The sequence below is a fragment of the Kamptonema formosum PCC 6407 genome, assembly GCF_000332155.1.
GTDB classification, from domain to species: Bacteria; Cyanobacteriota; Cyanobacteriia; order Cyanobacteriales; family Microcoleaceae; genus Kamptonema; species Kamptonema formosum.
This window is the reverse complement of the sequence record NZ_KB235898.1, coordinates 161,561-185,364: the sequence shown is the minus strand read 5'-3', so window position 1 is coordinate 185,364 and position 23,804 is coordinate 161,561. Positions and strand designations below refer to the sequence as shown.

Sequence of the window (23,804 nt, the reverse complement as noted above, 5' to 3'; positions counted from 1 at the left end):
GGCGCAATTAATCGCGCCTCCATTACCATCGGACGACAAAAATTCAATACTATTTATTAGGTTGAGGAGTCATCCGCAAGTAAGGCTTAATTACTTCGTAACCTTTGGGAAATTTCTGTTTCAACTCTTCAGGATCTTTGATCGAGGGTACAATTACACAATCTTGACCATCTTTCCAGTTAACAGGGGTAGCGACGCTATATTTGTCTGTGAGTTGTAGAGAATCAATTACCCGCAAAATTTCATCAAAGTTACGACCGGTACTCGCAGGATAGGTAATGTTCAGACGCAGTTTCTTTTGGGGATCGATGACGAAAACTGTACGGATTGTTAAGTTGTTCAAGGAGTTGGGATGGATCATGTCATAAAGGTCTGACACTTTCCGATCTGCGTCAGCTAAAATAGGATAATTTAGGCTAACTTTTTGGGTTTCCTCAATGTCATTAATCCAGCCTTTGTGGGACTCTTCATTATCGACGCTGAGGGCTATGGTTTTGACACCACGCTTTTCAAATTCTGATTTTAGGCGGGCAACTTCGCCTAGTTCGGTGGTGCATACTGGTGTATAGTCGGCGGGGTGTGAGAAGAGTACTACCCAGCTATCGCCAGCCCAGTCGTAGAAATTTATTTCTCCTTCGGAGGAGGCTTGAGTGAAGTTGGGGACTGTATCGCCTAATCTCAGGGCCATAAGTTATTTCCTCTAGTTTTATTTTAGTTCAGTTCTCTATGATGCCACAATCCTCCGGTTTTCCGGTAGGCTTTGAGATTTTTTAATTTTTCTTGCTCTTAGTCGCGCTTTGGATTAATTTATTTTATAGTTACTCTGTTTGTAAGTATAAGCTATGTTTCAAATGCTTTACTTTCTAATTCGAGCTATAGAGCCTTTTTTGGTACCGTTGTGCTTTGTCTGTGCTTGGGCGTTGATGTTGCTGCTATTCTGGAACATTGGAAGTGCGATCGCAGACTCGGTTAAGCGGGCTAAGCGGATGCACCAAATTCCTTGTGCTAATTGTGCATTTTTTACGGGTGACTATCACCTCAAGTGTCCCGTTCAGCCGAAAATTGCTTTATCTGAAGATGCGATCGACTGTTCTGATTATAGAGGGCGATCGCTTTATTAAGTTCAGGACTTACGCAATTGTCCCATTCCCAGTCTAGCAAAGCCATCTCCTTGAAAATGTTGGGATTGCTTAGCTTTATAGAGGGCGATCGCTTTATATAGTAACTGCCAAGGTTATTATAGTATTTCTTAGCTAGATGAGGTACTAGATCGGAGCTTATTGCCGATTGCCCATTGAAACTAATTACTATCGGGAATATCGATCAAACAGGGAATAGGAGATGCCAAGCCTTGGTTAGCCTAAGAAGCTCGAAATTAATATTTATGGTTGAGGTCAGAAAGTAAATAGTAACTTAGGTTAGTTAATGCAACTTAGTATAATATACGAACGATAAAACTCCTCACAAACTATGCTAAAAATTTCTATCCCCCCAGTAGGTTTAGCCGGAGGTATTTCAATGTGGTTGTTTCTAACACTTGGCTTTCGATTCACTGGGTATACAATGCCTTTGAGTATCTGCTTAGGTATTCTTGGAGGGACGGCTTGTGGCTTAGTTCTGACTTGGTGGAATACTGAGGAGGAAAAACCAATAAATGTAGATGAGATAGCAAGTGAAAAACTCGCAGAAAACTTGCCTAATTTCCTCGTCCCAGAATCAGCAAAAACTCAACCACAAAAAAAGTTACAGTCGTCGAATCGTTCTACTGGTAGAGCCGTCACCTTACTTGATTGGTTATTTAGAAAAAAAAGATAGAAGAAGGGGCTAGGGGAAGAGGGGGAGCGGGGGAGCAGGGGAGCAGAGGAGAGGGGGAGATGGGGAGGGTGGGGGAGATGGGTAATTAGCAATTAGCAATTAGCAATTAGCCATTAGCAATTACCAATTACCAATTATGAACGCGGATTTTACCGATTACACGGATGACACGGATTAGTTAGAGTCACGATCGTTTAGTCTGTGAAATCAGAGGAATCTGTAAAATCTGTGTATCCCAATTACCAATTACCAATTACCAAAAATGTTTTTATTCCTGTCTAAACTACTGCCTTTATTTTTCTATCCATTGGGATTAAGTTGTCTGTTAATAATTTTTGCTTTAGTAATGTTTTGGAAACGTCCCAGATGGGCGGCGGGGGCAATGGCCCTAGCACTAACTATTTTATTGACATTGAGTAATGGCTGGATTGCTCAAAATTTAGTGCGATCGCTCGAAACTCAAAATCTGCCGCCGACACCAATTCCCCAAACTAGAGCTATAGTAGTTTTAGGCGGTGGCATCAAGCCAGCTTTACCGCCTCGACCTTGGGTAGAAGTCGGCGAAGCAGGCGATCGCATCCTCTATGGATCTCAGCTTTATCGCCAAGGCAAAGCCCCCTGGCTCATTCTCAGTGGTGGTAGAGTAGAGTGGAAAGGAGGAGGCCCACCAGAGTCAGCAGACATGGCAGAAATAGCCCAAGCTATGGGCGTACCTACATCAGCTATTCTCCAAGATCCAACCTCTCTCAATACCTACCAAAATGCAGTTAATGTCCGCAAGATTTTAAAAGATAATAACATTCTAGGGCCGATTTTACTGGTAACATCAGCCTTACATATGCCGCGATCGCTCCTAATTTTCCAGCGTCAGGGAATAGAAACAATTCCCGCACCGACAGACTTTTCCATAACACAGCAGGATATGGAAGCATCTCAAAGTAGTTTCCAAGCTGTACTTTTAAATCTACTGCCAGATGCTTACAATTTACAGCAGTCAACAAAAGCCTTAAAAGAGTATATCGGACTAGCAGTATATCGGCTGCGGGGTTGGGTATAACTGTGTTAGCTTTGGGCTAATCAATACCAACCTTTGCCGCAGTAGGAACCTACAAATCATGTTTCCTCATGAATTGCGAAACATCGTCCCCGAACCGCCTGTACCCGCAGAAATTCTCAAACAGCATCAAATTACTAGGGAATTTTACCAAGAAGTAAAATATCGCCAGGAATTTGAGAGTTACTGCCAATGGTATTACAGCACAGCTAAGCAACACCAGCAGGAATTGCAGAAAATGCAAGGCGATTTTAATATTCTGGGATGGTTTCGCCGAGGAAAACGATAAGAAGGAAGAGGAATATGAGTTATGAATTATGAAATTGATTTATAACTCAAAACTCAAAACTTTCCCTCCTCAACTATTTTGAATGACTTCCACTTCATCCTCTTTGAGGTGTACCCTAAATTTTTTGTTGAACTGGACTTGAATAGGCAAGTTGGCACTTACGGGTCTGCCTTGCCATTCGAGAACTATCGCCACCACATCTCCTTCCATGCCCTTAAGATCGAAGGGTTGATTACGATGTTCGGGATGGTGGTAAACAACGACAGATTTTTGGATGCAAACGCGATCGCCAACTTTCATAGCTTTAAACTTAGTGTTATCTCTCTCACAGTCTCCACCAGCACCGATGCCAAGCACTAGGACTAGATTCGGACAATCTTTCTATTTTTACATACAACTACACAGATTCAGGGGTGAGAGTGTCAAGAAAATTAAGATAAATTCTCCCCTCTCCTCTGCTCCCCCTCTCCTCTGCTCCCCCGCTCCCCTGCTCCCCTGCTCCCCCGCTCCCCCGCTCCCCACTTCACTACTTAGTCGGCGAGGAAGTATTAGGGAACAAGGGGATTTGCTCATTTTTTTGTTCCGAGACTTGGCGATTGTGATACCATACAGCCCCAACACCTCCTACTAAAAGCAGCGCTAACAGCCCTAGCACAGGCACTAAGCTCTTCAATTTCTGCTGTCTTCGGGGGGATTTAGCTCCAACCGTTTCAGGGTACAGAAGTGCCTTAGAAGCTGCGGAAAGCTCAGATTCAAGAGTCTCTGTTGTATTGGGTAATTGAACTGGATTGAAGAACACCAACTTCTCTGGAGAAATCCGGCAATGAACGATGACCACCGATGTATTGTCATAACCATTTTTATCATTAGCCAGACGAATCCAAGACTGAATAGCTGACTGTAAAGAAATCTCGCCCTTTAACACGGCAGGTGCATAATCTGCCCAAGATTTTTCTACCCAATCATTATCGCTAAGACCGTCAGAACACAGCATTAACAAACCATCTTCTTCAACAATAAAACGCTGAATCGATGGATGCAGATATTCCCCTTCCCGCGTACCGAGAGCTTGGGTCAGGGCTCCCGCATCCGATCGCAATTGCGCCTCCCAATAGAGACAATGACCTAGACGGACTTCCCTAGTAGCCACGTCGTCATCGACAGTCAGGCGACAGCAACTATATTCAGTTAGCCAATAGGCGCGACTATCCCCAACATTAACTAAGTAGAGTTCGTGAGAATTATTTAATTGCTCGACATCTGAAGTTTTAACTTGCTGAGGTAACTGGAGAGCCATAACTAGAGTGGTTCCCATACGTTGCCTTAATTCTCGCCCTTGTTCGTTGTTTTGGGCAGCAATTACATTATTTACTACCCTAACGCTCTCTTCGAGTTGCCTGCTAACGACTTCTGGGGGAGTCAAATCTGGCTGTTGAGCTATTTCTACTAAGAGAGTTTGGATTAATGGTTTGAGGGACTCTACTGCCAGTTGGCTTGCTATCTCTCCGCCTTCGTGGCCGCCAACTCCGTCACAAACTATTGCTAGGTAAGGAATCTGTGGGTTGCGAGTGGGGGTTGGGATTTGGGGTAAATCTGAATTTTTAGGGTAATAGCTGTCTTCGTTGTGGTCGCGCTGAGGGCCTGTATCGGTGGCTCCAGCTATTTCTAAGTGTAGGGGTAATTGAGCGGCGACTTCGAGCAGTAGCAGATTGAGTTCTGGCGCGATCGCCTCTACAGTTGCCTCACTACGACGCAAAAGTATACAAATTTCTTCCAGTCCTTGTTGTACGGATGGTTGTGCTGCTTCTACCCAAGGAGTCCAAAGTTCTGCTAAATTTCGCAATGTTGGTTGAGATTTACCTCCGGGAAGCAGTTCCAACAACCGCACTCGCCAACCTTCAACCCGAATATTCTCGGCCGCCAGTAAGCTAGAAGCTACTCCCTCGGCGGATAGTGGAGCCCACAGTTGCAGAATTTGCCACAGCCAATAAACTTGACGAACTGCTGATGTTCCTAGCCAAGCTTCTACAATAGAAGGATGGAGGCGACCGATCGCATCTACTGGTGCATTTTCTAACAACAATACCTGTGGTGCTTCCTCCGATTCTCCTAGTTGACAAAAACCATAGACCTCTGGAACGTGAAGCCTTTCAGAGTATAAATGGAGGTAAGGAAGGATCGCATCAGGCAGTTGTTCGGGGGCGTTAGGGGGTTCTCCGGGTCTGGTATCGAGCCAAACTTGAGGCTCGATCGCAAAGTAGCGATCGCCGATTTCGCTACCCTGTGGTACTTGTTCTGCTTCTGGCCCTACTGCCCAAAGATACCTATAGATCAAATGGGTTTGGCAAGCTTCGCACTCCCGGCGGCCCAAGGAATTGCGAGGATTGGGACAGGCTAAGTTGGGGCAATAAATCTTTTGGGAAGAAAGGCTAATCATGTCAAAAATTTTGTCTAAAAACATTATAAAGTTATTTGCTTGAGAGAGCTAAATTACTGGATGTGAGAATAAACTGATTTTAGCCCCTATTAATTTCTCAAATGTATCCTCTACGTTGAAATTTTAGTTTGAGCCGTGCAGTATGGAGGTGACAGTAATTTAAGTTACTTAATCTCGAATACTTTTTATGAGTGCGATCGCGACAATGAACACCATCAGCTTATTTGCTGGGGTTGCTAATATCTCCACCCCGCAACCGATTTTATCTATATTCTCATCTCCTACCGAGCTCTGGTTGCTGGCGGGAGCCATGCTTTGCTTGGCGGAGCTATTTCTACCCACTGCTTTTGTAGCATTTATGATGGGATTGAGCGCTTTTGCCGTAGCTCTTGTATCTTTAGTTTTGCCTAACGTTAATTTGCAGGTGATACTGTGGATGGCATTCTCGGCAGTTTTTATACTGGGATCTCGTCGCTTAGTCCCAAAGCGCAACGCCAAAGTGCTTGAAGATGCTAAGGAAGCCGAAACTTTGACAGAAATTCCGGCTGGAGGTACGGGAAGAGTGATTTATCAGGGTAACTCTTGGCGAGCTCGTTGTGCAGATGATGCTGTCGCGATCGCACCCTCCCAGAATGTGATTGTAGTAGGGCGAGAAGGTACTACCTTGATTGTGATGCCAGAATACCTGCTGCATTCTTGAATAGGGGCTAGGGGCTAGGGGAAGAAGGGGCTAGGGGCTAGGGGCTAGGGGCTAGGGAAGAGGGGGAGATGGGGAGATGGGGAGATGGGGAGATGGGGAAGAAGGGAAGAAGGGGAAGAAGGGAAGAAGGGAAGAAGGGAAGAAGGGAAGAAGGGAAGAAAATCAGGGGGTTTGGTGGAAACCAGAATGTCCTCACTACTTTGGTAGTTACTATTTATTTAGGAGAAATTGAAATGGAAGGATTTTTTTTACTCGTATTTTTAGCTCTAGGCGGTTCTACGATCGCAGGCTCTATTAAAATTGTCAATCAAGGGAACGAAGCCTTAGTCGAAACCTTGGGCAAATATAGCGGCAAAAAATTGGAACCTGGTCTTAATTTTGTCATCCCTTTTCTCGATCGCGTCGTCTATGAACAAACTATCCGCGAAAAAGTCTTAGACATTCCCCCCCAAGCCTGTATTACCCGCGATAACGTTTCTTTTACAGTAGATGCGGTGGTCTACTGGCGGATTATGGACATGGAAAAAGCCTACTATAAAGTAGAAAATCTTCAGTCAGCAATGGTAAATATGGTGCTGACGCAAATTCGCTCGGAAATGGGTCAACTCGATCTAGAACAAACCTTTACGGCCCGTTCTCAAATTAATGAAATTTTACTCCGAGATTTAGACATTGCTACCGATCCTTGGGGAGTGAAAGTAACGCGGGTAGAATTGCGGGATATTGTTCCTTCCCAGACAGTGCAAGAATCAATGGAATTGCAAATGGCGGCCGACAGGCGCAAACGTGCAGCAATTCTGACATCTGAAGGGGAACGGGATTCGGCAATTAATAGCGCTCAAGGTAGAGCAGAAGCTCAAGTTTTGGACGCACAAGCGCGTCAGAAATCGACAATTTTGGAGGCCGAGGCGCAGCAAAAAGCGATCGTTCTCAAAGCTCAGGCGGAACGCCAAAGTCAAGTTCTTAAAGCTCAGGCGACTGCTGAAGCATTGCAAATTATTGGCAAAACTCTGGAAAATGACCCGAATGCTCGCGAAGCACTCCAGTTTTTACTAGCTCAAAACTATTTAGATATGGGTCTAAAAATTGGTAGCAGCGACAGCAGCAAGGTGATGTTTATGGACCCGCGCAGTATACCCGCAACTTTAGAGGGAATGCGATCTATTGTTGGTAATGAGGTGGCTAATTCTGATTTGAAGAAGTTGTCTTAGGGGTCAGGAACCGCTTTCAGCGGTTAGGGGCTAGGGACTAGGGGCTAGGGGCTAGGGAAAGAAGGGAATAAAATCAGCGAGTTTGGTGGAACTCAGAACGTCTTAACTGACGACAGGGGTTGCTATAGCATTACTCAATGCTACATTGTTTGACCTAATCCCCCAACTCCCGAACTATCTCTCTCTTCCCTCTCCTTTTAGGAGAGGGAAAAGGAATAAATCAGGAATTACGCAGAATTACGTATCTTCCTTCTCTCTTAGATAACTAAATCCTTCCTTCTTCCTTCTTCCTTCTTCCTTCTACTTATACTTTCAAGCGAAACAATAGAAACTGAGTTTTTTGCTCCTCATCAAAATTATCATCGCTCACTAATACTAAACTCTGACTACCATCTGGCAAACGCGGCCCTAGAGTCATTCCCTCCAAATTGTACAGAGGAATTTCCAAATCCTTCAAATCTAGTAATAGCTTTTTCTTCACGGGTTCAGCCGTTGTCACCTTACCCTTCAAGCTGTAAATTCTAGAAGTATCAGTAGCACCTCCTAATGCTAACTGAAAAATCTTAGCGCCATATCCATAAACCCCAAAACTACGCTCTAAACTGAGCAAGTGACCGCCTTTACCTATAGCTACTAATTCTGTTAATCCATTCAAAATAGTCAAAGGAGCCGGATCGAGCTGATAGAAATTTTCTGAAACTAATTGCGCTGTTTTATCGACTATGACATAATGCAATAAGCGGAGATTTTTTACCTGCTCTGGGTCGCTATCTTGCATTAAAGGGGCTTCTATAGCTGTAAAGATCCGAAACGGATCGAGACCATCAGCACTCCAGCTTTCTGGGTCTATAGTTAAGGATTCAAAGCCTAAATTGTCAACTACTCCCTGGCCTTGCTTTTCATCTGTGTTATCGGGAAGATAACGCTCTGGTATGGGCACGCTTCCTCGGATTTTCCCAGTTTTTAAGTCAAATTCTCGGACAAAAGGAGGAATGCCAAGATGGGTTACGCCTTCGCTGGCAACAAATACTGACTTGCGGGGAGAAATGGCTATACCTTCAGGGTTTATGGAATCTTTCGAGAAGGTTTTTCCGTCTTTGTCGGCGAGATAAGTAATACCTTCAACTGCGACTCTATCGATGGCAAATTTTCCTGTATCGGCCTCTGCCAGCTTGAGTTTGAGAGTATAAAATCTCGCGTCACCGTATGCGCTGGGATCGTCAGAGATGGCATAAAATCGAAAGGCAGGATCTGTAGAAGTCGCAGTACCTTTGCCATCGTAAGCAATTCCTGATAAACCGCCAACGGGGAGATCGTCAAAGTTGATTTTTGGTAGTTGATACTCGCTTAAGAAGTCGAGGGAGAGGTCTAGGAAAGTTCGATCCTTGGCGACTGCTTGAGGAGGGCTACAGGCTGTAGTCAAAGTTAATAAAATTATGGCTAAACTGAATAAGTGCAAGATGCGCTGGCTTAATAGGTGTGCTAACTTATTGATGGGGTTCCCTGATTTATTTTTATTTGTTTGTAGCATTGTTTTGATATGCAAGATGTGACGGTTCAGAAATGGCTTTGGTGTCGTGGTAACGCAATGGTTCGCGTGGCAAGTTTTACCTTGTTTTCTTTATGGTTGTGCGCTGGTTCTGTTGCTAACGGCCAAACTAATCAACCCACCTTGGATCAATTTTCTCCCAATCCGCTTGAGATTACCACACCCGATCCCCTGCTGCCTACACCTCCTAAAAAAGGTGAAAATCTCGATCCAGAGCAAAGTCAAGAATTGGCGGCGGCTCTGGATCGGTTAAACTTAGAGGCGATCGCTAAGCTGCAAGCTGCGGATACGCCAGGAGCTTTTGAAATTTGGAATCGGGAATTGCGGTTGCGACGTTATCTGGGCCCGGCGGCGGAAGTAGAAGCGCTAAGTCGGGTTGGTAAAGTTGCTTGGGATCGGAGTCAGCAGCTTGAGTTGCAGTTTATTACCCAGCGGTTACAAGCTATTCAAAAGGAAGTTTTGTCTGAATCTCCTGTGAATGCCGAGTTGTTGCAAGGACTGGGTTTGGCTTTTCAACAGGTGCGGGCAAAAGGGCCAGCAGTGGAAGTTTATCAGAAAATTTTAGAGGGGGCGCGATCGCGCTCGGAGATACTAACAGAAGCGCAAACTTTGAGGACGATCGCACAACTTCATGCTAATTGGTTTAGCTACGAAAAAGCGGCTGGTGTCTATGAGGAATTAGCAGCTTTAATTCAGGATCATCGCGATTTGTTTGTGGTCGATCCCACCGTACCAAATCGTAACCCATCTGAGTCTGGTAATGGTACGACTACGACGGCGATACCTGTACCTGCTCCTACTGAAGAGGAATCGCTTAAACAGTTGGCTTATATGTACGAGCAGTCGCGAAAACCTTTGCAAGCGATCGCGGCTAGGGAAAAATTAACTTCCCTATATTTGAGCCAGCAAAATCTTAAGGCGGTTCCTCCTTTAAAAATGGAGATTGCCTCTAATTACGAAGTGCTCGGTCAACTGAATTTAGCAAATCAATACTATCAAGAAGCTTATGCCTCAGCCTTGGTGGTTCAACAATTTGCTGTGGCTAGCGAAGCTTTGGAAAAAATGGCAAAACTCTACCGTTCGCAAAAACAGTGGGATGCCGCTTTGAAGATTTATCAAGTGCAGTTGACTGTCGAGCAGCAGTCTTACAATCTGTATGGGGTAATGGAAACTTACGATCGAATTGGTCAAGTTTATATGGAGTTGAAGGCTTACTCCGAAGCTTTAGCTGCCTATCAAAGAGGGTTAGAAGTTGCTAAACAGTTGAATCACAAGCAAGAATATTTTGCTAGGAAGATTCAGAAATTAAATCAACGATTAAAGAGTTAATCGTAACGCGGATTGTGAGAATAGACAGCGTTTATCCCAGGCAGCTATTGCCAATGGGCTTGCAGTCAGTTTTTTGATAAAACCGCGATCGCGAGTAAATTGCCTCCAAACTGCCCATCGGCCGCTGCAAGAAAGCTCACTCAACGTTAATCTGATTAAGGGTTTCTTGATACTCTAAGACCTATGCCATCAAAGATCGGTCTGGGCGTATTGTCTGTTACCCATTTAACGTGACGCTGTTAATCTGTACTGCTGATGAGTCAATTCAATTCACTGCGATCGCAACCAGTTTCTCGACGGACAGCCCTGAAATTGCTCGGTGTGAGTGCCGCCGGAGGATTGCTGGGCTACTCCCGCTTCTCAAAGCCGCAGCCAGCCGTTTTTCAGCAAGATAGTTTGAACTTGCCACGACTCCTGAATCGCCCCACAAGCGTTGTGGTTGTTGGCGCTGGCTTAGCTGGGCTCGCCAGTGCCTACGAACTTTCTCAGAGGGGTTTTACCGTGACGCTTTTGGAGCGATCGCCTCAACTCGGAGGCAAAATCGCCAGTTGGCCGATCCAAGTCGGCAACGAAACTTTTATGATGGAACACGGATTTCACGGTTTCTTCCCTCAATATTATAACCTCAATAGCCTAGTTAAAGAACTGAAAATTACCGATAATTTTCTTTCTTTAGAATCCTACGCTGTGGTCTTTCGAGATGGCAAATACAAGCCGGAAGTATTCCGTCCCAACCATTCAGCTTTTCCCTGGAATGTAGTGGATTTAGCCGTAGCCTCTCCCAACCGTTTGCGCTGGGGAATCGATCTCACCAAACCTGCTCACTGGGAAGTTTTTAGAGAAATTGGCGGCTTCCAAGCTCAGAAAAGTTTTCAGCGACTCGATAATATATCCGTTGCTGACTGGGTAAAAGATGAGTTTCCGCGAGGGCTTTATGACTTGTATTTTCTACCCTTTGCTAAGTCTAGCCTCAATGCTCCCGATCGATTGAGCGTGGGAGAATTAATGCAATTTTTTCACTTCTATTTTTTTGGCAATCCAGAGGGTTTGGCCTTCAACGGTACGCGGCAAGATATGGGTACAAGTTTAGTTAACCCTATTGCTAAGGCAATTGCAAGTAAAGGCGGAAAAGTATTAAGTGATGTCGCTATCACCGCCATTAACTGCAAAAATGGTAAGATTGACGCTTTGAGCTATCAAGTAGGAAATGTCCAGAGTAATGTACCTTTTTGGGTACAGAAAAACTCTTTCCTTAATGATGGTTCGGCTACGGAATATTTCGGAGCAGGAGATCGCGTATTTGCCACCACAGCGAATGGAAAAGAGGCAATTTCTCTCACCTGTACTCACCAAGGTTGTACGGTTAAGCGAGAGGATGACGGTAAATTTCATTGTCCTTGTCACGGAGCAATTTTTGATACTGAAGGACGAGTTATAGCGGGGCCAGCTCGAAGGGATTTACCGCGTTTTAAAGTGGTGGAGCGGCAGCAAGATGAGTTACAATTATTAGCGGCTGTCAATAAAAATTCTGTTCCCAACTCTCAAGAAACAGTGCAGGCTGATTACTATGTTTTTGCTACTGATGTGCCAGGGGTGCAACACCTATTTACTTTAATGAGTGGTGATGTAAATCAGTCAGTACAAAGTCAGATAGAAAAGTTGAACTTGGCAGATCCATTTGCTGTTGCTCGCTTCTGGTTTGACCGAGATTTTGAATGGGAACACAGTAACTTTACTTCCCTTTCCGGTTATCAACTAACCGACAGCATTACCCTTTACCATCGAATTCAAGATCAATTTATCGAGTGGCATCAGCAGACTGGCGGTAGTGTTGTCGAATTACACGCTTACTGTTACAAGGAGAAAAAATTCCCAAATCAGCAGGTTTTGCTGGCTACTTTTGAGGAAGAACTCTATGAAATTGTACCCTCACTAAAAGCAGCCAATATGTTACATCGGGAACTGGTTAATCAAAAGAATTTTTCCGGTTATCCACCAGGAAGTTATGCGGAACGTCCCCAAACTTCTTGCAATGTGCCTAATCTTTTGTTTGCTGGCGATTGGGTTAAAATGCCATTTCCTTGTGGTTTAATGGAAAGGGCAGTTAGCAGTGGTTTGCTAGCAGCTAATGAGATTATACATCAGGAGGGATTGCAAAGGCGAACTCTCCTAACTGTGAATCCAGAGGGGTTCTTGAAAATCTAATTTTTGTTAACTGTTAACTGTTAACTGTTAACAGTTAACGGTTAACTGTTAGATCCTTCCTTAATCATTCGGCGATTGAAATCGCTACTACACAAACAAAGTCCGCCTGCGCGGACTAAATCAGGAATTATGTAAAGAAATCCGATTTATTGCCTCAACATGATAACAACAACTAACAACTAACAACTAATAATGCAGTCTCCAACTTTGACTACTCAAAATAATCATATTCGCCAGTTAGGTATTAACTACAATTTCTGGTATGTAGTTGCGCGAAGTAACGAGGTTAAAACTCAACCTATAGCTGTTATTCTTTGGAATCAACCGATAGTTATTTATCGAGATAATACAGAGGAAATTCGCGCATTGGAAGATAGATGTCCTCACCGACAAGTTAAACTTAGTCACGGTCAAGTTAAAGGGGATTTGCTAGAATGTGCCTATCATGGATGGCGTTTTAATGCTAGCGGTGAATGTGCAGAAGTCGATTATTTAGCAGATAATCAAAAGTTGCCTAGCTGCAAAATTCGCTCTTTTCCAGTTAAAGAACAAGACGGTTTTATCTGGCTATTTCCAGGGGACGAAACTAAAGCAGAACAAGTTTCTCTGTTAGGTTTACCGGAGTGGGAACATATCAACTATATTGCCACAGTTTCAGTTATTAACTGTCAGGCTCACTATTCGTTTTTAATTGAAAATTTGATGGATATGTATCACGGACATTTGCATCAAGACTGGCAAGCTTGGGCAGAGCCGGTGTTACAAGATTTGGATGAAGATGCTGATAGAGTAGATGCTCACTATCAAGCTCAAAGCTATTACAAAATTGATAAAATTTGGTCGATTTCTCAGTTATTTTTCCCGGCTTTGCGTCGCCTCCATCCAGAACCGCTCGATGTAAGTTATGTTTATCCGCACTGGGTTTCAACTTTAGGCAAAGACTTTAAGATTTACTGTTTAGTTTGCCCAATTAGCGCTACTGCAACTAAGGCTTATTTGATTCATTTTACATCATTAAATGCCTTTTGGCGTTTGCATAAATTGCCTATGAGATTCCGTCGATTTGTGAAGGATAGTTTGTTTGGTGCGGCTCAAAAGTTATTAGATGGTTTGGTGCGTCAAGATGTGCAGATGATTGAGGAGGAACAGCAGGCTTATTTGCAGAATGCTGAACGCAAAGGTTATGAATTAAATCGGGCTTTGGTAAGCGTACAGCGGTTGATGAGGAGTCAAGTTGAAAAGTAGTTTTATACCCCGTTTATTATGTTTATTATTTGGCGATTGAAATCGCTACTACACAAACAAAGTCCGCCTACGCGGACTAAGGAATAAAGGGGTATCACAGGTACTCCAGTTATCCAGATTACTAAATTAGCCTTTGAGTTCAACTTTTTTTCCGTTGTTGCTGATAAAAATTGACAACTTTTTGGACATAGGTAGCGGTGTCACCGCTGCTACAAGCTGTCGATTTTCCAGTCATCCACCAACAAGCTGAACGACGTACTGCTGATAATTCATTGTTACCGCTAGCTTTATATTCATCGCGCAGAGTATCGCCCACTATACAGGTAACAACTGACCGCGCTTTTGCGGTGTCCGCCTCAAATTGTTGGGGTGTTAATTCTTGTTTAATACATAATTTTGACCAGCGGGGAATATTGCCTGGTAAAATTTGCCATTGGCTGTACATTCCATCATTAGGAGAGTTAGGCGGTGCGGCTTGTCGCAGTGCTTCCACGAGTGCGGAAACTTGAGCATTGGAGACTTGCTGTGCTGATGCTGGGAAGGTGTACATTCCCAGGCTAACTATTAGGCTGCTAAGTAGTAGATTTGCTTTCCCGATTAATTTTGCATTCATTGGCGAGACTTTTTTTGAATCTTACTTTTCTCTACTAAGAGTTACTCGATCATCACTCAGATGCCTCTCTCTTAAGTATGATTTGTTTTAGGAATAGGTGCGGATTGCCTCTACTATAGAAATTAGCGAGCGAGTGCGGTAAAATTATGGAAGTGCAACCAAGAGAAATTCGACGTTACATTACACCAGATGACAAAATTCCTTTCTTAGAGTGGTACAATTGTTTGCGAGATGGGAAAGCTCAAGCTAAAATTGATGCAAGGCTTGAACGAGTTATTCTGGGTAATCTGGGAGATTATCGATCGGTAGGAGAAGGTGTCTGGGAACTTAGAATTAATTATGGCCCAGGATACCGGATCTATTTTGGACAAATAGGAGAAACTATTGTACTTCTCCTTTGTGGCGGTGATAAAAGTACGCAACAACAAGATATTGAGAAAGCTAAGGAGTATTGGGAAGATTATGCAAAAAGTGAAAATGCCTAAAAGTGATAGCTACGACGAGTTTCTGATTGAGTCTTTAAAAGATTCGGAACACGCTGCTAGCTTTATCGAGGCTATTTTGGAAGAAAAAGATCCTGAACCTGCACTGCTATCTAATGCAGTCAGAAAAGTGGTTGAAGCTCGGATGAGGATGAATAATCTTTCTGATTCAGCCAAATTGAAACATGAGAATCTTGACAAGATGCTGACAGCGAGTGGCTGTGCAGAAATTTACAGTTTTGTAGAATTGCTGGATGCTTTAGGTTTCCGGCTGGCAGTTACGATTAAAGAAGATGAATTTACAATGGGAATCGACTAAAGTTGCTACTACAGTGATTCTTATTCGTCCGCTAGGGGTTGAATTTCTGGCAGGTTCTATAGAAATTAATCGGCGAGTGCGGTAAAATTATGGAAGTGCAACCAAGACAGATTGAGAACTACCTGAGAGCCGATGGAACAAGTCCTTTTGAGAATTGGTATGACTCGCTCCGAGATACTAGAGCCAGAGTTATAATTAAGTCAAGGCTTGACAGAGTTGAATTTGGTAATTTGGGCGATAGTTCTTCAGTCGGAGACGGAGTATTTGAACTGAGAATTGACTATGGCCCTGGTTATCGGGTGTACTTTGGACAAGTTGGATTAACAATTGTTCTTCTCCTAATAGGGGGAGATAAAAAGACTCAAAAACAAGATATTGAGAAAGCTAAGGAGTATTGGGAAGATTATGCAAACAGTCAAAATGCCAACAAGTAGAAGCTACCACGAATTTTTGATTGAAACTCTCCAAAATTGGGAGGAAACTGCGGGTTATATTGAGGTGACTTTGCAAGAAGGCGGTGATGAACCTAAATTGCTGCCAAAGGTACTTAGAAATGTTGTTGAAGCTTATGCAAAAATGAATAAACTTTCTGATTCAACTCAACTGAAACATAAGAAACTTGACAAGTTACTGACGGCGAGTGGTTGTGCAGAAATTTATGCTTTTGTTGAGTTACTGGATGCTTTAGGTTTTAGGTTGGCCGTTACAGTTAAAGATGATGAATTGATGACTGAGGAAGTGACTAAAGTTGTTATTACGAATGATGGGAGCGATTAAATTGGACATCTCGCCCTGTCTGTGTGATAATAAGGTTAGCTTCCCACTCGTTGGGAAAACTAATTGAATAGAAACGATAAATTTCCTGATAGTGAGCTTGCCAACTTATGTCTACTCTCTGGGGAAACTAATTGAATGGAAACTCTATTCTGCGAATACAAAATCAAATAAATGGTGGGCCATTTCTAACTTGCTGCAAGGTGGAATTTCTAGTTGTTGCCCCTGACAATTAATCAAAATTGCCTGATTAGTATCGCTATTAAAACCCGCACCTATTTTATCAATTGGATTGGCCGCGATCGCATCTAACTTCTTCCTTCCCAACTTCTCCAACGCAGGCTTGACAATATCTCCAGTTTGTGCTGCAAATCCGACCAGTTTTTGATGGGGCTGCTTCAAACTCCCCAACTCAGCTACAATATCCGGCACGGGTTCCAAAGGCAAAGAACTAGGAAGCGATCGCTTAGGCAACTTCTCACTAAAATACTCCCTCGGCCGCACATCCGCCACCGCCGCCGCCATCACCGTTACATCCGCCTCCGGGAAACAAGACAGCATCGCCTCGCGCATTTCCAAAGCACTCACAACTGCGATCGCTCTCAAAATTCCCCTGGGCAATAACCTCTCATCTATACTATGTACCAAAGTCACTGCCGCCCCTCGATGCAAAGCCGCCACAGCCAAAGCCATCCCCATTTTACCGCTAGAAGGATTGCCGATAAACCTCACCGGGTCGAGATGTTCCCGCGTTCCTCCCGCACTAATTAACACCCGCTTACCCCTTAAATCTTGCTTGCCCCCAGTATGCAGCAACGATTCAATGTGCGCTAAAATCTCACTTGGTTCCGCCATCCGACCAGCACCGACGCGATCGCAAGCCAAAATCCCAGCACCAGGCTCCATACCACAAAAACGCTCATCTGTCAATACTTGCCGCCAATTCCGCTGCACCGCCAACTGTTCCCACATATCCGTATTCATCGCCGGGGCCAACAGAATTGGACACCGAGAAGCCAGCACAACATTAGTCAGCAAATTATTCGCAAAACCCCCCGCCAACTTCGCCAAAGTATTAGCCGTCAGAGGCGCAATAACGAAAATTTCTGCCCATTCTCCTAACTCAATATGTAGCGGGCGCGAGTGTGTGGGTTGCCAAAAATCGCCATCCGTATAAGCAGAATGGCGAGACAAAGTAGCCACACTCAAAGGCGTAATAAACTCTTGGGCCGAATCAGTGAGAATTACCCTCACCTGGGCACCTGACTTAGCCAAAGTTGAAACCACTTCGCAGACTTTATAAGCCGCAATACCGCCACTAATCCCAATTAAAATTCTTCTGCCATTCATACTACCAGGAATTATTGACGCGGCGGTTAAAACCGCAGCTACCCAGATAAAACCCGCCTGCGCGGGTTCTATTCTCTGACTCAATTTTCAGTCCGCGCAGGCGGACTTCGTTTGTGTAGTCGCGAATTCTATTCGCCAGGAATTATTAACATTTGCGAGAAAAAAGAATAACTAACTCGATCTTCAGTTAAGCTTCATCGTAAGCTTCCATATCCAGCAGGTGGAAATAGGGTTCGGCTAACTCTGGACGCTGAAAGGCTATAGCCCGAAGCAAATGCCAATCATTTAATCCCTCAAAAGGATCGGTGTAATCATCTTCCTCCAAACGAGTGGCCAACTTTGCCACATCCTCCGAAGTCAGTGCAGCAATATCACGGGATGCTTTGATCAAAGTCTTCATCGTTTGCACCTTCCTTAAGCGGCACCTGCCTTAACCATTAGTTTTGGAGTCTTGTTTAAAGATCCATATTACATCCTAAACCTTTAACTCGTTTTTGGCATAGTTTCCACAACAAAACTTCGCATTAAATCTATCACTTCCGGCCGAATCTCATGCCCCATATCAAATTCACGATACTGCACCCGGCCACCCAAAGCAGTCAAATCGTCTCGCGATCGCACCGCCGCACTCAAAGGCACAACCGTATCTTGCCTGCCATGTACAATCAAAGTGGGCGGTAAAACCTTGCTAGCAGGTTGAGGAACAGAGTGCAAATATCCACTCAGACAAATTAAACCTGCCAAAGGCAAACTTAACCCCACATCCAGAGTCATCGCGCCGCCTTGGGAAAACCCGCCCAAAATAGTCCTAGACAAAGGTATCCCGATCTTACTTTCTAAAGACAGCAGCCAATCCCTCAGCATTTGCCGACTTTGGGCCAAACCTTGATACTCCTTAGTTTGCAAGTCATACCACATTTTTCCCCCCAGCACTTGAGGATGAGGAAAAGGTGCATCTGGGAACTCAAAATGGTAATCAGGCAAATTTAGCACTGGAACTAAGGATGCCAAATCATGATAATTTGCACCCCATCCGTGCAGTGCAACAATCACGCCCACAGGTGTTTGAGTAGTTTTTGCTGGCACACTAATAGATTGTAAAGACATGGGTAATTGCTAATTATAGAAGAAGGGACTAGGGGCTAGGGACTAGGGACTAGGGAAGAGGGGGAGAGGGGGAGAGGGGGAGATGGGGAGGATGGGGAGGATGGGTAATTAGCAATTAGCCATTAGCAATTAGCTATTAGCCATTACCAATTACCAATTCCCCATTCCCCATTCCCCATATCCCATTCTCCACATTTGTGTTAGCGCCTTCGCGGGCAAAGGTCTACTAAAGAAATATCCCTGGGCACCGTCACACTTAATTCCTCGCAAAAATTGTAACTGATCCCACGTTTCCACTCCCTCAGCAATTACTCTCAATTTCAGACCATGACCCAAAGCTAACACTACCTTAATAATAGCAGCATCGTTCCGATCGCTCATCAGCTCCTTTATAAACGACTGGTCTATTTTTAAATTGTCTAACGGCAAATGTTTCAGAGAAGACAGCGAAGAGTAACCCGTGCCAAAATCATCCATAGAAATATGAATACCCATCTGGCGCAACTGACAGAGAATAGCAATAGTAAACTGGACATCACGCACAGCAATACTCTCAGTAATTTCTATTTCTAAATATTCAGGTTTAAGCCCGCTTTCTTCTAAAATTTGCGGAATAGTTTTTACCAGACTTGTTTGCTGGAATTGGCGAGCCGAAAGATTAACTGCCATCCGAATTGGTGGTAATCCAGCTAACTGCCACGCTTTATTTTGAGCACAAGCAGTCCGCATTACCCATTCCCCAATAGGGCAAATTAATCCAGTTTCTTCTGCTAAAGGGATAAATTCATTAGGAGGAATCAATCCCCGTTCGGGATGGTGCCAGCGGAGTAGCGCTTCCACACCCATCATCATACCCGTATTTAAATCAATTTGCGGCTGATAATATAGCAGAAATTCTTTGTGTTCTAAAGCTCTGTATAAATTATTTTCTAATATCAGTCTCTCAAAAGCTTTACTCCCAATAGCAGGGCTATATAACTGATAATTATTCCTCCCTTGCTGTTTAGCTCTATACATCGCAGCATCAGCATTTTTCAGCAGCGTATCGGCATCTTCTCCGTCATAAGGAGCCAGAGCAATTCCCAAACTAGCTTTAATATAAAGTTCTCGATCTTCCAGTTGAAAAGGAGTATTAAGACTGTGCAGAATTAACTGACAAATCTTAGTAGTATCCTCCGCAGATTTAATATGAGAAAATAGAAAGGTGAATTCATCCCCACCCCATCTCGCAATAATATCTCCTGTCCGCAAAGAGGTAATTAAACGGTGGGCAACGCATTGTAATAATTGGTCGCCAACGGCATGACCAAGAGTATCATTAATGTGTTTGAATCCGTCCAAGTCGAGAAATACTACTGCTAGCATTTCCCCGCGCTGATTGGCATTCGCTAAAGCTAGAGATAGCCTTTCATTAAATAGTAACCTGTTGGCTAAACCAGTTAGTTGATCGTGAGAAGCTTGATGCCGTACCATCCCCTCTACCCGTCTTTGCATCACAGCCATATAAAGGTGAATTCCCAGCGATTTTGTCAGTTTTAATTCCTCATTCGTCCAGTTTTGTGCCTGTCCAGTTCTGACTTCTCGCCATGCTTGAAAGGAAATCCGGGGGCGGTGGTTGCGTTCGTCTCGATTCCAGCGCCCCGCCCATAAAGTATCGGTTTCTATTTCGCTGCGGAAAATAGTTAAGCAGCCCACGTACTGGTGGCGGTATTGCAGTGGTACGATCAGAATTGAGCGAATAGGAACTGAGTGGAAACTTGAAATTAAAGACTCTAATTGAGGTTCTTTGTAAATATCGGGAATTGTGTAAATTTGTGGTATAATAGAAGTGTAAATAGTTAAGTCTAGTCCTCTCTCTCCTCCCGCTATTAACGGTTGAAAGAAATTCTCTTCTGTGGTATTTTTGTGGGCAGTCGCCTCCCCTTCGTCTTGGTTGAAAACCCCCATCATTTGCTGCCAAAAAATACTTTCTTCAATCCATCCTTCCTTGGGCTGCGAACCGTAGATATAAAGTTGGGCAGGTTGACCAGTTGGATCGGGTGTGATATACAATCTCCCCCCGGAACCTGACAAGGCTTTAACTGTTTGTTCGAGAACAGTTTGCCGAATTTCTGTAATGTCCAGGGGGGAGTGGAGGAGGCTACTAATTTGGTTAACGATCGCTTCGTCGCGAGCTTGCTGTCTAGCTTGGCTGAGCAGAGAAGATTGAGCGATCGCAATTGAGAGTTGATCTACAAGCAACTGTACTATTTTCAACTCTCGCTCGCTGAATTGACGAGGTTTGCTGTGGTGAGCTACTAACAGTCCCCAAAGCCGATTTTGATGTAAAATTGGTACAGTCAGGGAAGCACAGACTCCCATCGTAGTCAGATATTCGACGTGGCAGGGGTCGGCTGCGCCATAGTAAATGTCCTCGATCGTTAAACTTTCCCCTGTTTCTGGGCAATCTAACCTGTTAATCGTCTGATGCTGCGACGTTACGTCTACAATCACTCGCTGGCGGGCTTTGATAAACATTTCCCGCGTGTGAAGCGGAATGTCGTTCGCCGGAAAATGGAGGCCCAGCAAAGAGGGCAAATTTTTGCCCTTAATTGATTCGGCAATTACCTCTCCGCTAGCATCGGCATCGAACCGATAGATTTTAACGCGATCGGTGTCTAAAAAAGAACGGATCTCTCGTGCTGTTGTTGTCAGAATCTCTTGCAGTTCTAGGGAACGACGAATGCGAGTAGTAATTCGGTTAAGCAAACTCTCGCGCTCCATTGCTGAGCTTGATAGTTGTCTAAGTTTTTTATTAGCCATCCCCTTCCATCTCCTAAGCTGAAAACAGCCATTTACGAATCACTATCGTGGAGCTTAAGTGTTATCTTAAATACACTTTGTCCTTTATTCGATAGTATTATTTTTAGGGGGTAAATATTAAAAAACTTGCACAAAATTTAAAATTTTTATTAAATCTCAAACAAAAGTCGCCAACCTTTGCTAGGAAGACGACTTAATGTTCTGGAGAGAATAGATAAGAGATGTCTGGTAAGTCCTACTTTCAGTTTCCTCCTTTAAGCTTCCTCCCAAATTTTTCGGATTCTCTCCGGTAAAAAGCCAGCTATTTCGTTAATTCGCTCCTGAGATAGCTCATCTTTAGTGGCAGAAAATACAGCCTTAATAGCGATTTCTGGCTTCACTCCCGAAGGAAGTCCGCCCTCTTGTTCGACGCGGAAAGCAAAAAGATCGGAATCGATTACAAAAGGAGCCGGCCCATGCCAAGGTGGACGCACTCGACTGAGCAATCCTATTAAAGGATTAGTATCTTTCCACAAATCGACAATTTCATCTTGCAGGCGTTTGTCCTCTGTAGGTAACGTCTCTTTATGTAGTTCAGCAGCTACGCGATCGGAGGCATCTGTTGTCATCAAGTCTCGCATGGTGCGATACACCAATTCGGTAATATCTTTGGCATCAAAAATATCCTCCAAGTGACCATTCACCATCACTTTTTCTAGGAAAGGGCGATCCTTATGAGCAATAGGAACCACTGAGCCTTGTTGGTGCAGAGACTTGCGAGGGCTCTGCTCTATCTTATTTAGCAGTTGATGACCTTTTTCAGTCAAATCTGCTTCTTGAAAAGCTACTAAGGGCGGCAGAGGATCTATGCCGCCGTAAGCGTCTCCACTAAATTCCGCCTCAATAAATCCTTGTTGATTGAGGTAATCCAAGTGACCGAGTAAGTCTGCTTCTGTAACTTCTTTGCCCACATACTCTTCTGCGGCTTGCTTAATTTCTGACTCGCCCCTGCTACCATCTCCTTCCTCAATCTTTTTCAGCAGGATGTAAGTCAGATCCTCTCTGATCGCTATTGTCATAAAAATCTCCTAATTATTTAATGAAAATTTATGCAGTTGTGGATTTTAAATCGTAAATTTTTACCTTCACTTCCTCCGCTATTTTTTTAGGGATGACAGCCTATATTTTATTGAAATCTAAAGCCTAAATCCTGGTATCTCTCAGTAGAAGTAAATTGAGAAATACCCCTACCAAAGCAAATACTACTCTAGATAGATGAGCCTTTAGTGAGAGCTATGCAATATTGGCACATCGTTGAAAGCAGCCTCAACTCAACTTCGCTAGTGCGGTATATCCGAATACACCACTTCACTACTTTTTGCTTTATAATTTCTTTATATTTGCTGCAAAACGACTGAAAATATAATTTCGCTAGTAGCTTGGCTCTCAGATGGATACTGTTGAGTTTAAATCCAGTCAAGGCTGCCAACTTACCAATCATAAACACGAGCCAGTCGGTCTCAGGTGCCGCTTCGCCACTTGGGGAATGCCTCGTTTCAAAGTTTTCTACGACAGAACCTTGCAAGTTTATGATTTACTCTACTCTGAGTACAGATTGGGAATGTACCTTGAACCCAGGTCAAAATAAATTTGACCCCCGACCTTTAGTTTTGGCTGTAGATGACGATCTGGACAACTTAGAATTGATGAGCCAAATTCTCGATTTGTTTGGTTGTTCGTGTTTGGGAACTGTGGATGGGAAAACAACACTCGCCATTATCCGCGATCGCCTACCCGATTTAATTTTATTAGACATCCGCCTGCCAGATATAGACGGAATTGAATTAATTTCCCAAATTAAGCAAGACCCAAAACTTGTCAATATTCCAATTATTGCCGTTACATCATTGGCAAGACCTGAAGACCGCAAGCGTATTCTCTTAGCTGGTTTTACTGACTACATTTGCAAACCTTTTAACCTGGATAATTTAGAAATAACTATCCGCCGCCACCTCCACTAGAGGGCATTTCTGATTTAGCCTTGGACTTGGTAACGACATCGCGAAATTTGGGGACAAACTCCAAAATCGCGATCGTTCCAGTCCTCCCTGTCTCTAAAGTCGAATCGTTGAGGAGATCGGTAACAGGTACTTCTAGAACTTTCTCGATCAGTTCCTTAAGTTGCGACTGAATCACCATATCCAGCTCGGAGCGTACCTGCTGAGCCAAACCTTCTTGACCGTTTTGGACTAAAAGTTGTTCGGGTGGAGTAAGGGCATTTTCCAAGACTATTATTAGCTTTTCATCTACAAGAGTGCAGCTCACTTGAGTGGGCTGATGTCCCAACTGAGAGCGATACAGAGCAAGTATGCGCTGCGAAAGATTCCGTTCTAACTGACCGCGAGTAGGCTCTAAAGTTTCCCCAGTCATAAATTTGCTATAGCTTAAGATGGCTCTATGAAGTGACTCGATCTAATAACTAAGTCTACAGCAAATTGATGAGATTCAGAATAGTCAATTTTAAGAGCGTCATCTGAGTAGAAG

25 protein-coding genes are annotated in these 23,804 nt (G+C 43.9%); 14 read left to right on the top strand and 11 right to left on the bottom strand.

All coding sequences use genetic code 11. The annotated features are described in order from the left end of the window. Positions 1–49: 49 nt before the first annotated feature. Positions 50–688, bottom strand: a complete 639-nt coding sequence (locus OSCIL6407_RS0100820) for a peroxiredoxin (RefSeq protein WP_007354212.1) — start codon at positions 686–688, stop codon at positions 50–52. A 154-nt stretch (positions 689–842) separates the two neighbouring features. Between OSCIL6407_RS0100820 and OSCIL6407_RS0100815 the strand changes: the two genes are divergently transcribed. The 4 genes from OSCIL6407_RS0100815 to OSCIL6407_RS0100800 all read left to right on the top strand — a co-directional run bounded on the left by OSCIL6407_RS0100815 (position 843) and on the right by OSCIL6407_RS0100800 (position 3,158). Next, positions 843–1,121, top strand: coding sequence for a hypothetical protein (locus tag OSCIL6407_RS0100815; protein WP_007354213.1), 279 nt, complete (start codon positions 843–845; stop codon positions 1,119–1,121). Positions 1,122–1,470: 349 nt separating this feature from the next. Then, complete coding sequence (locus OSCIL6407_RS0100810; RefSeq protein ID WP_007354214.1) at positions 1,471–1,815, top strand: hypothetical protein; 345 nt, start codon at positions 1,471–1,473, stop codon at positions 1,813–1,815. A gap of 262 nt (positions 1,816–2,077) precedes the next feature. After that, entirely contained in the window at positions 2,078–2,872 is a 795-nt protein-coding gene (locus OSCIL6407_RS0100805; RefSeq protein WP_019486821.1) for a YdcF family protein, read from the top strand. Between the two features lie 58 nt (positions 2,873–2,930). Continuing rightward, positions 2,931–3,158: a hypothetical protein gene (locus tag OSCIL6407_RS0100800; protein ID WP_007354748.1), complete on the top strand. Its 228-nt coding sequence runs from the start codon at positions 2,931–2,933 to the stop codon at positions 3,156–3,158. Positions 3,159–3,227: 69 nt separating this feature from the next. Here OSCIL6407_RS0100800 and OSCIL6407_RS30145 read toward each other — a convergent pair whose 3' ends face one another. Next, the gene (locus tag OSCIL6407_RS30145; RefSeq protein ID WP_026103609.1) at positions 3,228–3,458 is read right to left on the bottom strand and encodes a ferredoxin-thioredoxin reductase variable chain; all 231 of its coding nucleotides are present in this window, start codon (positions 3,456–3,458) and stop codon (positions 3,228–3,230) included. A gap of 226 nt (positions 3,459–3,684) precedes the next feature. Next, positions 3,685–5,619: a PP2C family protein-serine/threonine phosphatase gene (locus OSCIL6407_RS0100790; protein WP_007354750.1), complete on the bottom strand. Its 1,935-nt coding sequence runs from the start codon at positions 5,617–5,619 to the stop codon at positions 3,685–3,687. 244 nt (positions 5,620–5,863) lie between these two features. Here OSCIL6407_RS0100790 and OSCIL6407_RS0100785 point away from each other — a divergent pair, with 244 nt between their 5' ends. After that, positions 5,864–6,295, top strand: a complete 432-nt coding sequence (locus OSCIL6407_RS0100785) for an NfeD family protein (protein ID WP_039962036.1) — start codon at positions 5,864–5,866, stop codon at positions 6,293–6,295. 233 nt (positions 6,296–6,528) lie between these two features. Further along, a complete protein-coding gene (locus OSCIL6407_RS0100775) occupies positions 6,529–7,506 on the top strand; it encodes an SPFH domain-containing protein (protein WP_019486817.1) in 978 nt (325 codons plus the stop codon). 304 nt (positions 7,507–7,810) lie between these two features. Here OSCIL6407_RS0100775 and OSCIL6407_RS0100770 read toward each other — a convergent pair whose 3' ends face one another. Further along, the gene (locus tag OSCIL6407_RS0100770) at positions 7,811–9,037 is read right to left on the bottom strand and encodes an esterase-like activity of phytase family protein (protein WP_007353739.1); all 1,227 of its coding nucleotides are present in this window, start codon (positions 9,035–9,037) and stop codon (positions 7,811–7,813) included. A gap of 9 nt (positions 9,038–9,046) precedes the next feature. Between OSCIL6407_RS0100770 and OSCIL6407_RS0100765 the strand changes: the two genes are divergently transcribed. The 3 genes from OSCIL6407_RS0100765 to OSCIL6407_RS0100755 all read left to right on the top strand — a co-directional run bounded on the left by OSCIL6407_RS0100765 (position 9,047) and on the right by OSCIL6407_RS0100755 (position 13,834). Continuing rightward, positions 9,047–10,384, top strand: coding sequence for a tetratricopeptide repeat protein (locus tag OSCIL6407_RS0100765; RefSeq protein ID WP_007353738.1), 1,338 nt, complete (start codon positions 9,047–9,049; stop codon positions 10,382–10,384). Between the two features lie 255 nt (positions 10,385–10,639). Then, positions 10,640–12,589, top strand: a complete 1,950-nt coding sequence (locus tag OSCIL6407_RS0100760) for an FAD-dependent oxidoreductase (protein WP_007353737.1) — start codon at positions 10,640–10,642, stop codon at positions 12,587–12,589. A 192-nt stretch (positions 12,590–12,781) separates the two neighbouring features. After that, positions 12,782–13,834 carry an aromatic ring-hydroxylating dioxygenase subunit alpha gene (locus tag OSCIL6407_RS0100755; RefSeq protein ID WP_007353736.1) on the top strand — a complete coding sequence of 351 codons (1,053 nt, stop codon included), beginning with the start codon at positions 12,782–12,784 and terminating at the stop codon, positions 13,832–13,834. Between the two features lie 139 nt (positions 13,835–13,973). Here OSCIL6407_RS0100755 and OSCIL6407_RS0100750 read toward each other — a convergent pair whose 3' ends face one another. Then, positions 13,974–14,447 carry a hypothetical protein gene (locus tag OSCIL6407_RS0100750; protein WP_019486815.1) on the bottom strand — a complete coding sequence of 158 codons (474 nt, stop codon included), beginning with the start codon at positions 14,445–14,447 and terminating at the stop codon, positions 13,974–13,976. Between the two features lie 146 nt (positions 14,448–14,593). Between OSCIL6407_RS0100750 and OSCIL6407_RS0100745 the strand changes: the two genes are divergently transcribed. From OSCIL6407_RS0100745 to OSCIL6407_RS0100730, 4 genes are all read left to right on the top strand, one after another. Then, complete coding sequence (locus OSCIL6407_RS0100745) at positions 14,594–14,932, top strand: type II toxin-antitoxin system RelE/ParE family toxin (RefSeq protein WP_007353733.1); 339 nt, start codon at positions 14,594–14,596, stop codon at positions 14,930–14,932. Then, a complete protein-coding gene (locus OSCIL6407_RS0100740; RefSeq protein WP_007353732.1) occupies positions 14,925–15,248 on the top strand; it encodes a helix-turn-helix domain-containing transcriptional regulator in 324 nt (107 codons plus the stop codon). The genes OSCIL6407_RS0100745 and OSCIL6407_RS0100740 overlap by 8 nt, the downstream gene beginning before the upstream one ends. Before the next feature lie 89 nt (positions 15,249–15,337). Further along, positions 15,338–15,682: a type II toxin-antitoxin system RelE/ParE family toxin gene (locus OSCIL6407_RS0100735; protein WP_007353731.1), complete on the top strand. Its 345-nt coding sequence runs from the start codon at positions 15,338–15,340 to the stop codon at positions 15,680–15,682. Beyond that, complete coding sequence (locus OSCIL6407_RS0100730) at positions 15,654–16,025, top strand: transcriptional regulator (RefSeq protein ID WP_071592433.1); 372 nt, start codon at positions 15,654–15,656, stop codon at positions 16,023–16,025. Before OSCIL6407_RS0100735 ends, OSCIL6407_RS0100730 begins: the two co-directional genes overlap by 29 nt. A gap of 144 nt (positions 16,026–16,169) precedes the next feature. Here the strand turns inward: OSCIL6407_RS0100730 and coaBC are convergent, their stop codons facing one another. The 5 genes from coaBC to OSCIL6407_RS0100705 form a co-directional block, all read right to left on the bottom strand. Further along, complete coding sequence (coaBC, locus tag OSCIL6407_RS0100725) at positions 16,170–17,372, bottom strand: bifunctional phosphopantothenoylcysteine decarboxylase/phosphopantothenate--cysteine ligase CoaBC (RefSeq protein ID WP_007353729.1); 1,203 nt, start codon at positions 17,370–17,372, stop codon at positions 16,170–16,172. 187 nt (positions 17,373–17,559) lie between these two features. Further along, positions 17,560–17,772: a protein IsiD gene (gene isiD, locus OSCIL6407_RS0100720; RefSeq protein WP_007353728.1), complete on the bottom strand. Its 213-nt coding sequence runs from the start codon at positions 17,770–17,772 to the stop codon at positions 17,560–17,562. A gap of 83 nt (positions 17,773–17,855) precedes the next feature. Beyond that, the gene (locus tag OSCIL6407_RS0100715; RefSeq protein ID WP_007353727.1) at positions 17,856–18,479 is read right to left on the bottom strand and encodes an alpha/beta hydrolase; all 624 of its coding nucleotides are present in this window, start codon (positions 18,477–18,479) and stop codon (positions 17,856–17,858) included. A gap of 150 nt (positions 18,480–18,629) precedes the next feature. Further along, positions 18,630–21,281, bottom strand: a complete 2,652-nt coding sequence (locus tag OSCIL6407_RS0100710) for a bifunctional diguanylate cyclase/phosphodiesterase (protein WP_019486813.1) — start codon at positions 21,279–21,281, stop codon at positions 18,630–18,632. Positions 21,282–21,535: 254 nt separating this feature from the next. Next, the gene (locus OSCIL6407_RS0100705) at positions 21,536–22,339 is read right to left on the bottom strand and encodes a DUF2267 domain-containing protein (protein ID WP_007353932.1); all 804 of its coding nucleotides are present in this window, start codon (positions 22,337–22,339) and stop codon (positions 21,536–21,538) included. Positions 22,340–22,849: 510 nt separating this feature from the next. Here OSCIL6407_RS0100705 and OSCIL6407_RS0100695 point away from each other — a divergent pair. Further along, positions 22,850–23,281 (top strand): response regulator, encoded by a 432-nt coding sequence (locus tag OSCIL6407_RS0100695; protein WP_007353931.1) that lies wholly within the window; start codon positions 22,850–22,852, stop codon positions 23,279–23,281. On the opposite strand, the gene OSCIL6407_RS0100690 is transcribed toward OSCIL6407_RS0100695, so the two are convergent. After that, positions 23,259–23,690, bottom strand: a complete 432-nt coding sequence (locus OSCIL6407_RS0100690; RefSeq protein WP_007353930.1) for a DUF2294 domain-containing protein — start codon at positions 23,688–23,690, stop codon at positions 23,259–23,261. The genes OSCIL6407_RS0100695 and OSCIL6407_RS0100690 overlap by 23 nt on opposite strands. Between the last annotated feature and the right edge of the window lie 114 nt (positions 23,691–23,804).

Bases quoted from the DNA above. Each gene is read 5' to 3' on its own strand.
- OSCIL6407_RS0100820 (WP_007354212.1), bottom strand. From the start codon at position 688: ATGGCCCTGAGATTAGGCGATACAGTCCCCAACTTCACTCAAGCCTCC.
- OSCIL6407_RS0100815 (WP_007354213.1), top strand. From the start codon at position 843: ATGTTTCAAATGCTTTACTTTCTAATTCGAGCTATAGAGCCTTTTTTG.
- OSCIL6407_RS0100810 (WP_007354214.1), top strand. From the start codon at position 1,471: ATGCTAAAAATTTCTATCCCCCCAGTAGGTTTAGCCGGAGGTATTTCA.
- OSCIL6407_RS0100805 (WP_019486821.1), top strand. From the start codon at position 2,078: ATGTTTTTATTCCTGTCTAAACTACTGCCTTTATTTTTCTATCCATTG.
- OSCIL6407_RS0100800 (WP_007354748.1), top strand. From the start codon at position 2,931: ATGTTTCCTCATGAATTGCGAAACATCGTCCCCGAACCGCCTGTACCC.
- OSCIL6407_RS30145 (WP_026103609.1), bottom strand. From the start codon at position 3,458: ATGAAAGTTGGCGATCGCGTTTGCATCCAAAAATCTGTCGTTGTTTAC.
- OSCIL6407_RS0100790 (WP_007354750.1), bottom strand. From the start codon at position 5,619: ATGTTTTTAGACAAAATTTTTGACATGATTAGCCTTTCTTCCCAAAAG.
- OSCIL6407_RS0100775 (WP_019486817.1), top strand. From the start codon at position 6,529: ATGGAAGGATTTTTTTTACTCGTATTTTTAGCTCTAGGCGGTTCTACG.
- OSCIL6407_RS0100770 (WP_007353739.1), bottom strand. From the start codon at position 9,037: ATGCTACAAACAAATAAAAATAAATCAGGGAACCCCATCAATAAGTTA.
- OSCIL6407_RS0100765 (WP_007353738.1), top strand. From the start codon at position 9,047: ATGCAAGATGTGACGGTTCAGAAATGGCTTTGGTGTCGTGGTAACGCA.
- OSCIL6407_RS0100760 (WP_007353737.1), top strand. From the start codon at position 10,640: ATGAGTCAATTCAATTCACTGCGATCGCAACCAGTTTCTCGACGGACA.
- OSCIL6407_RS0100755 (WP_007353736.1), top strand. From the start codon at position 12,782: ATGCAGTCTCCAACTTTGACTACTCAAAATAATCATATTCGCCAGTTA.
- OSCIL6407_RS0100750 (WP_019486815.1), bottom strand. From the start codon at position 14,447: ATGAATGCAAAATTAATCGGGAAAGCAAATCTACTACTTAGCAGCCTA.
- OSCIL6407_RS0100745 (WP_007353733.1), top strand. From the start codon at position 14,594: ATGGAAGTGCAACCAAGAGAAATTCGACGTTACATTACACCAGATGAC.
- OSCIL6407_RS0100740 (WP_007353732.1), top strand. From the start codon at position 14,925: ATGCCTAAAAGTGATAGCTACGACGAGTTTCTGATTGAGTCTTTAAAA.
- OSCIL6407_RS0100735 (WP_007353731.1), top strand. From the start codon at position 15,338: ATGGAAGTGCAACCAAGACAGATTGAGAACTACCTGAGAGCCGATGGA.
- OSCIL6407_RS0100730 (WP_071592433.1), top strand. From the start codon at position 15,654: ATGCAAACAGTCAAAATGCCAACAAGTAGAAGCTACCACGAATTTTTG.
- coaBC (WP_007353729.1), bottom strand. From the start codon at position 17,372: ATGAATGGCAGAAGAATTTTAATTGGGATTAGTGGCGGTATTGCGGCT.
- isiD (WP_007353728.1), bottom strand. From the start codon at position 17,772: ATGAAGACTTTGATCAAAGCATCCCGTGATATTGCTGCACTGACTTCG.
- OSCIL6407_RS0100715 (WP_007353727.1), bottom strand. From the start codon at position 18,479: ATGTCTTTACAATCTATTAGTGTGCCAGCAAAAACTACTCAAACACCT.
- OSCIL6407_RS0100710 (WP_019486813.1), bottom strand. From the start codon at position 21,281: ATGGCTAATAAAAAACTTAGACAACTATCAAGCTCAGCAATGGAGCGC.
- OSCIL6407_RS0100705 (WP_007353932.1), bottom strand. From the start codon at position 22,339: ATGACAATAGCGATCAGAGAGGATCTGACTTACATCCTGCTGAAAAAG.
- OSCIL6407_RS0100695 (WP_007353931.1), top strand. From the start codon at position 22,850: ATGATTTACTCTACTCTGAGTACAGATTGGGAATGTACCTTGAACCCA.
- OSCIL6407_RS0100690 (WP_007353930.1), bottom strand. From the start codon at position 23,690: ATGACTGGGGAAACTTTAGAGCCTACTCGCGGTCAGTTAGAACGGAAT.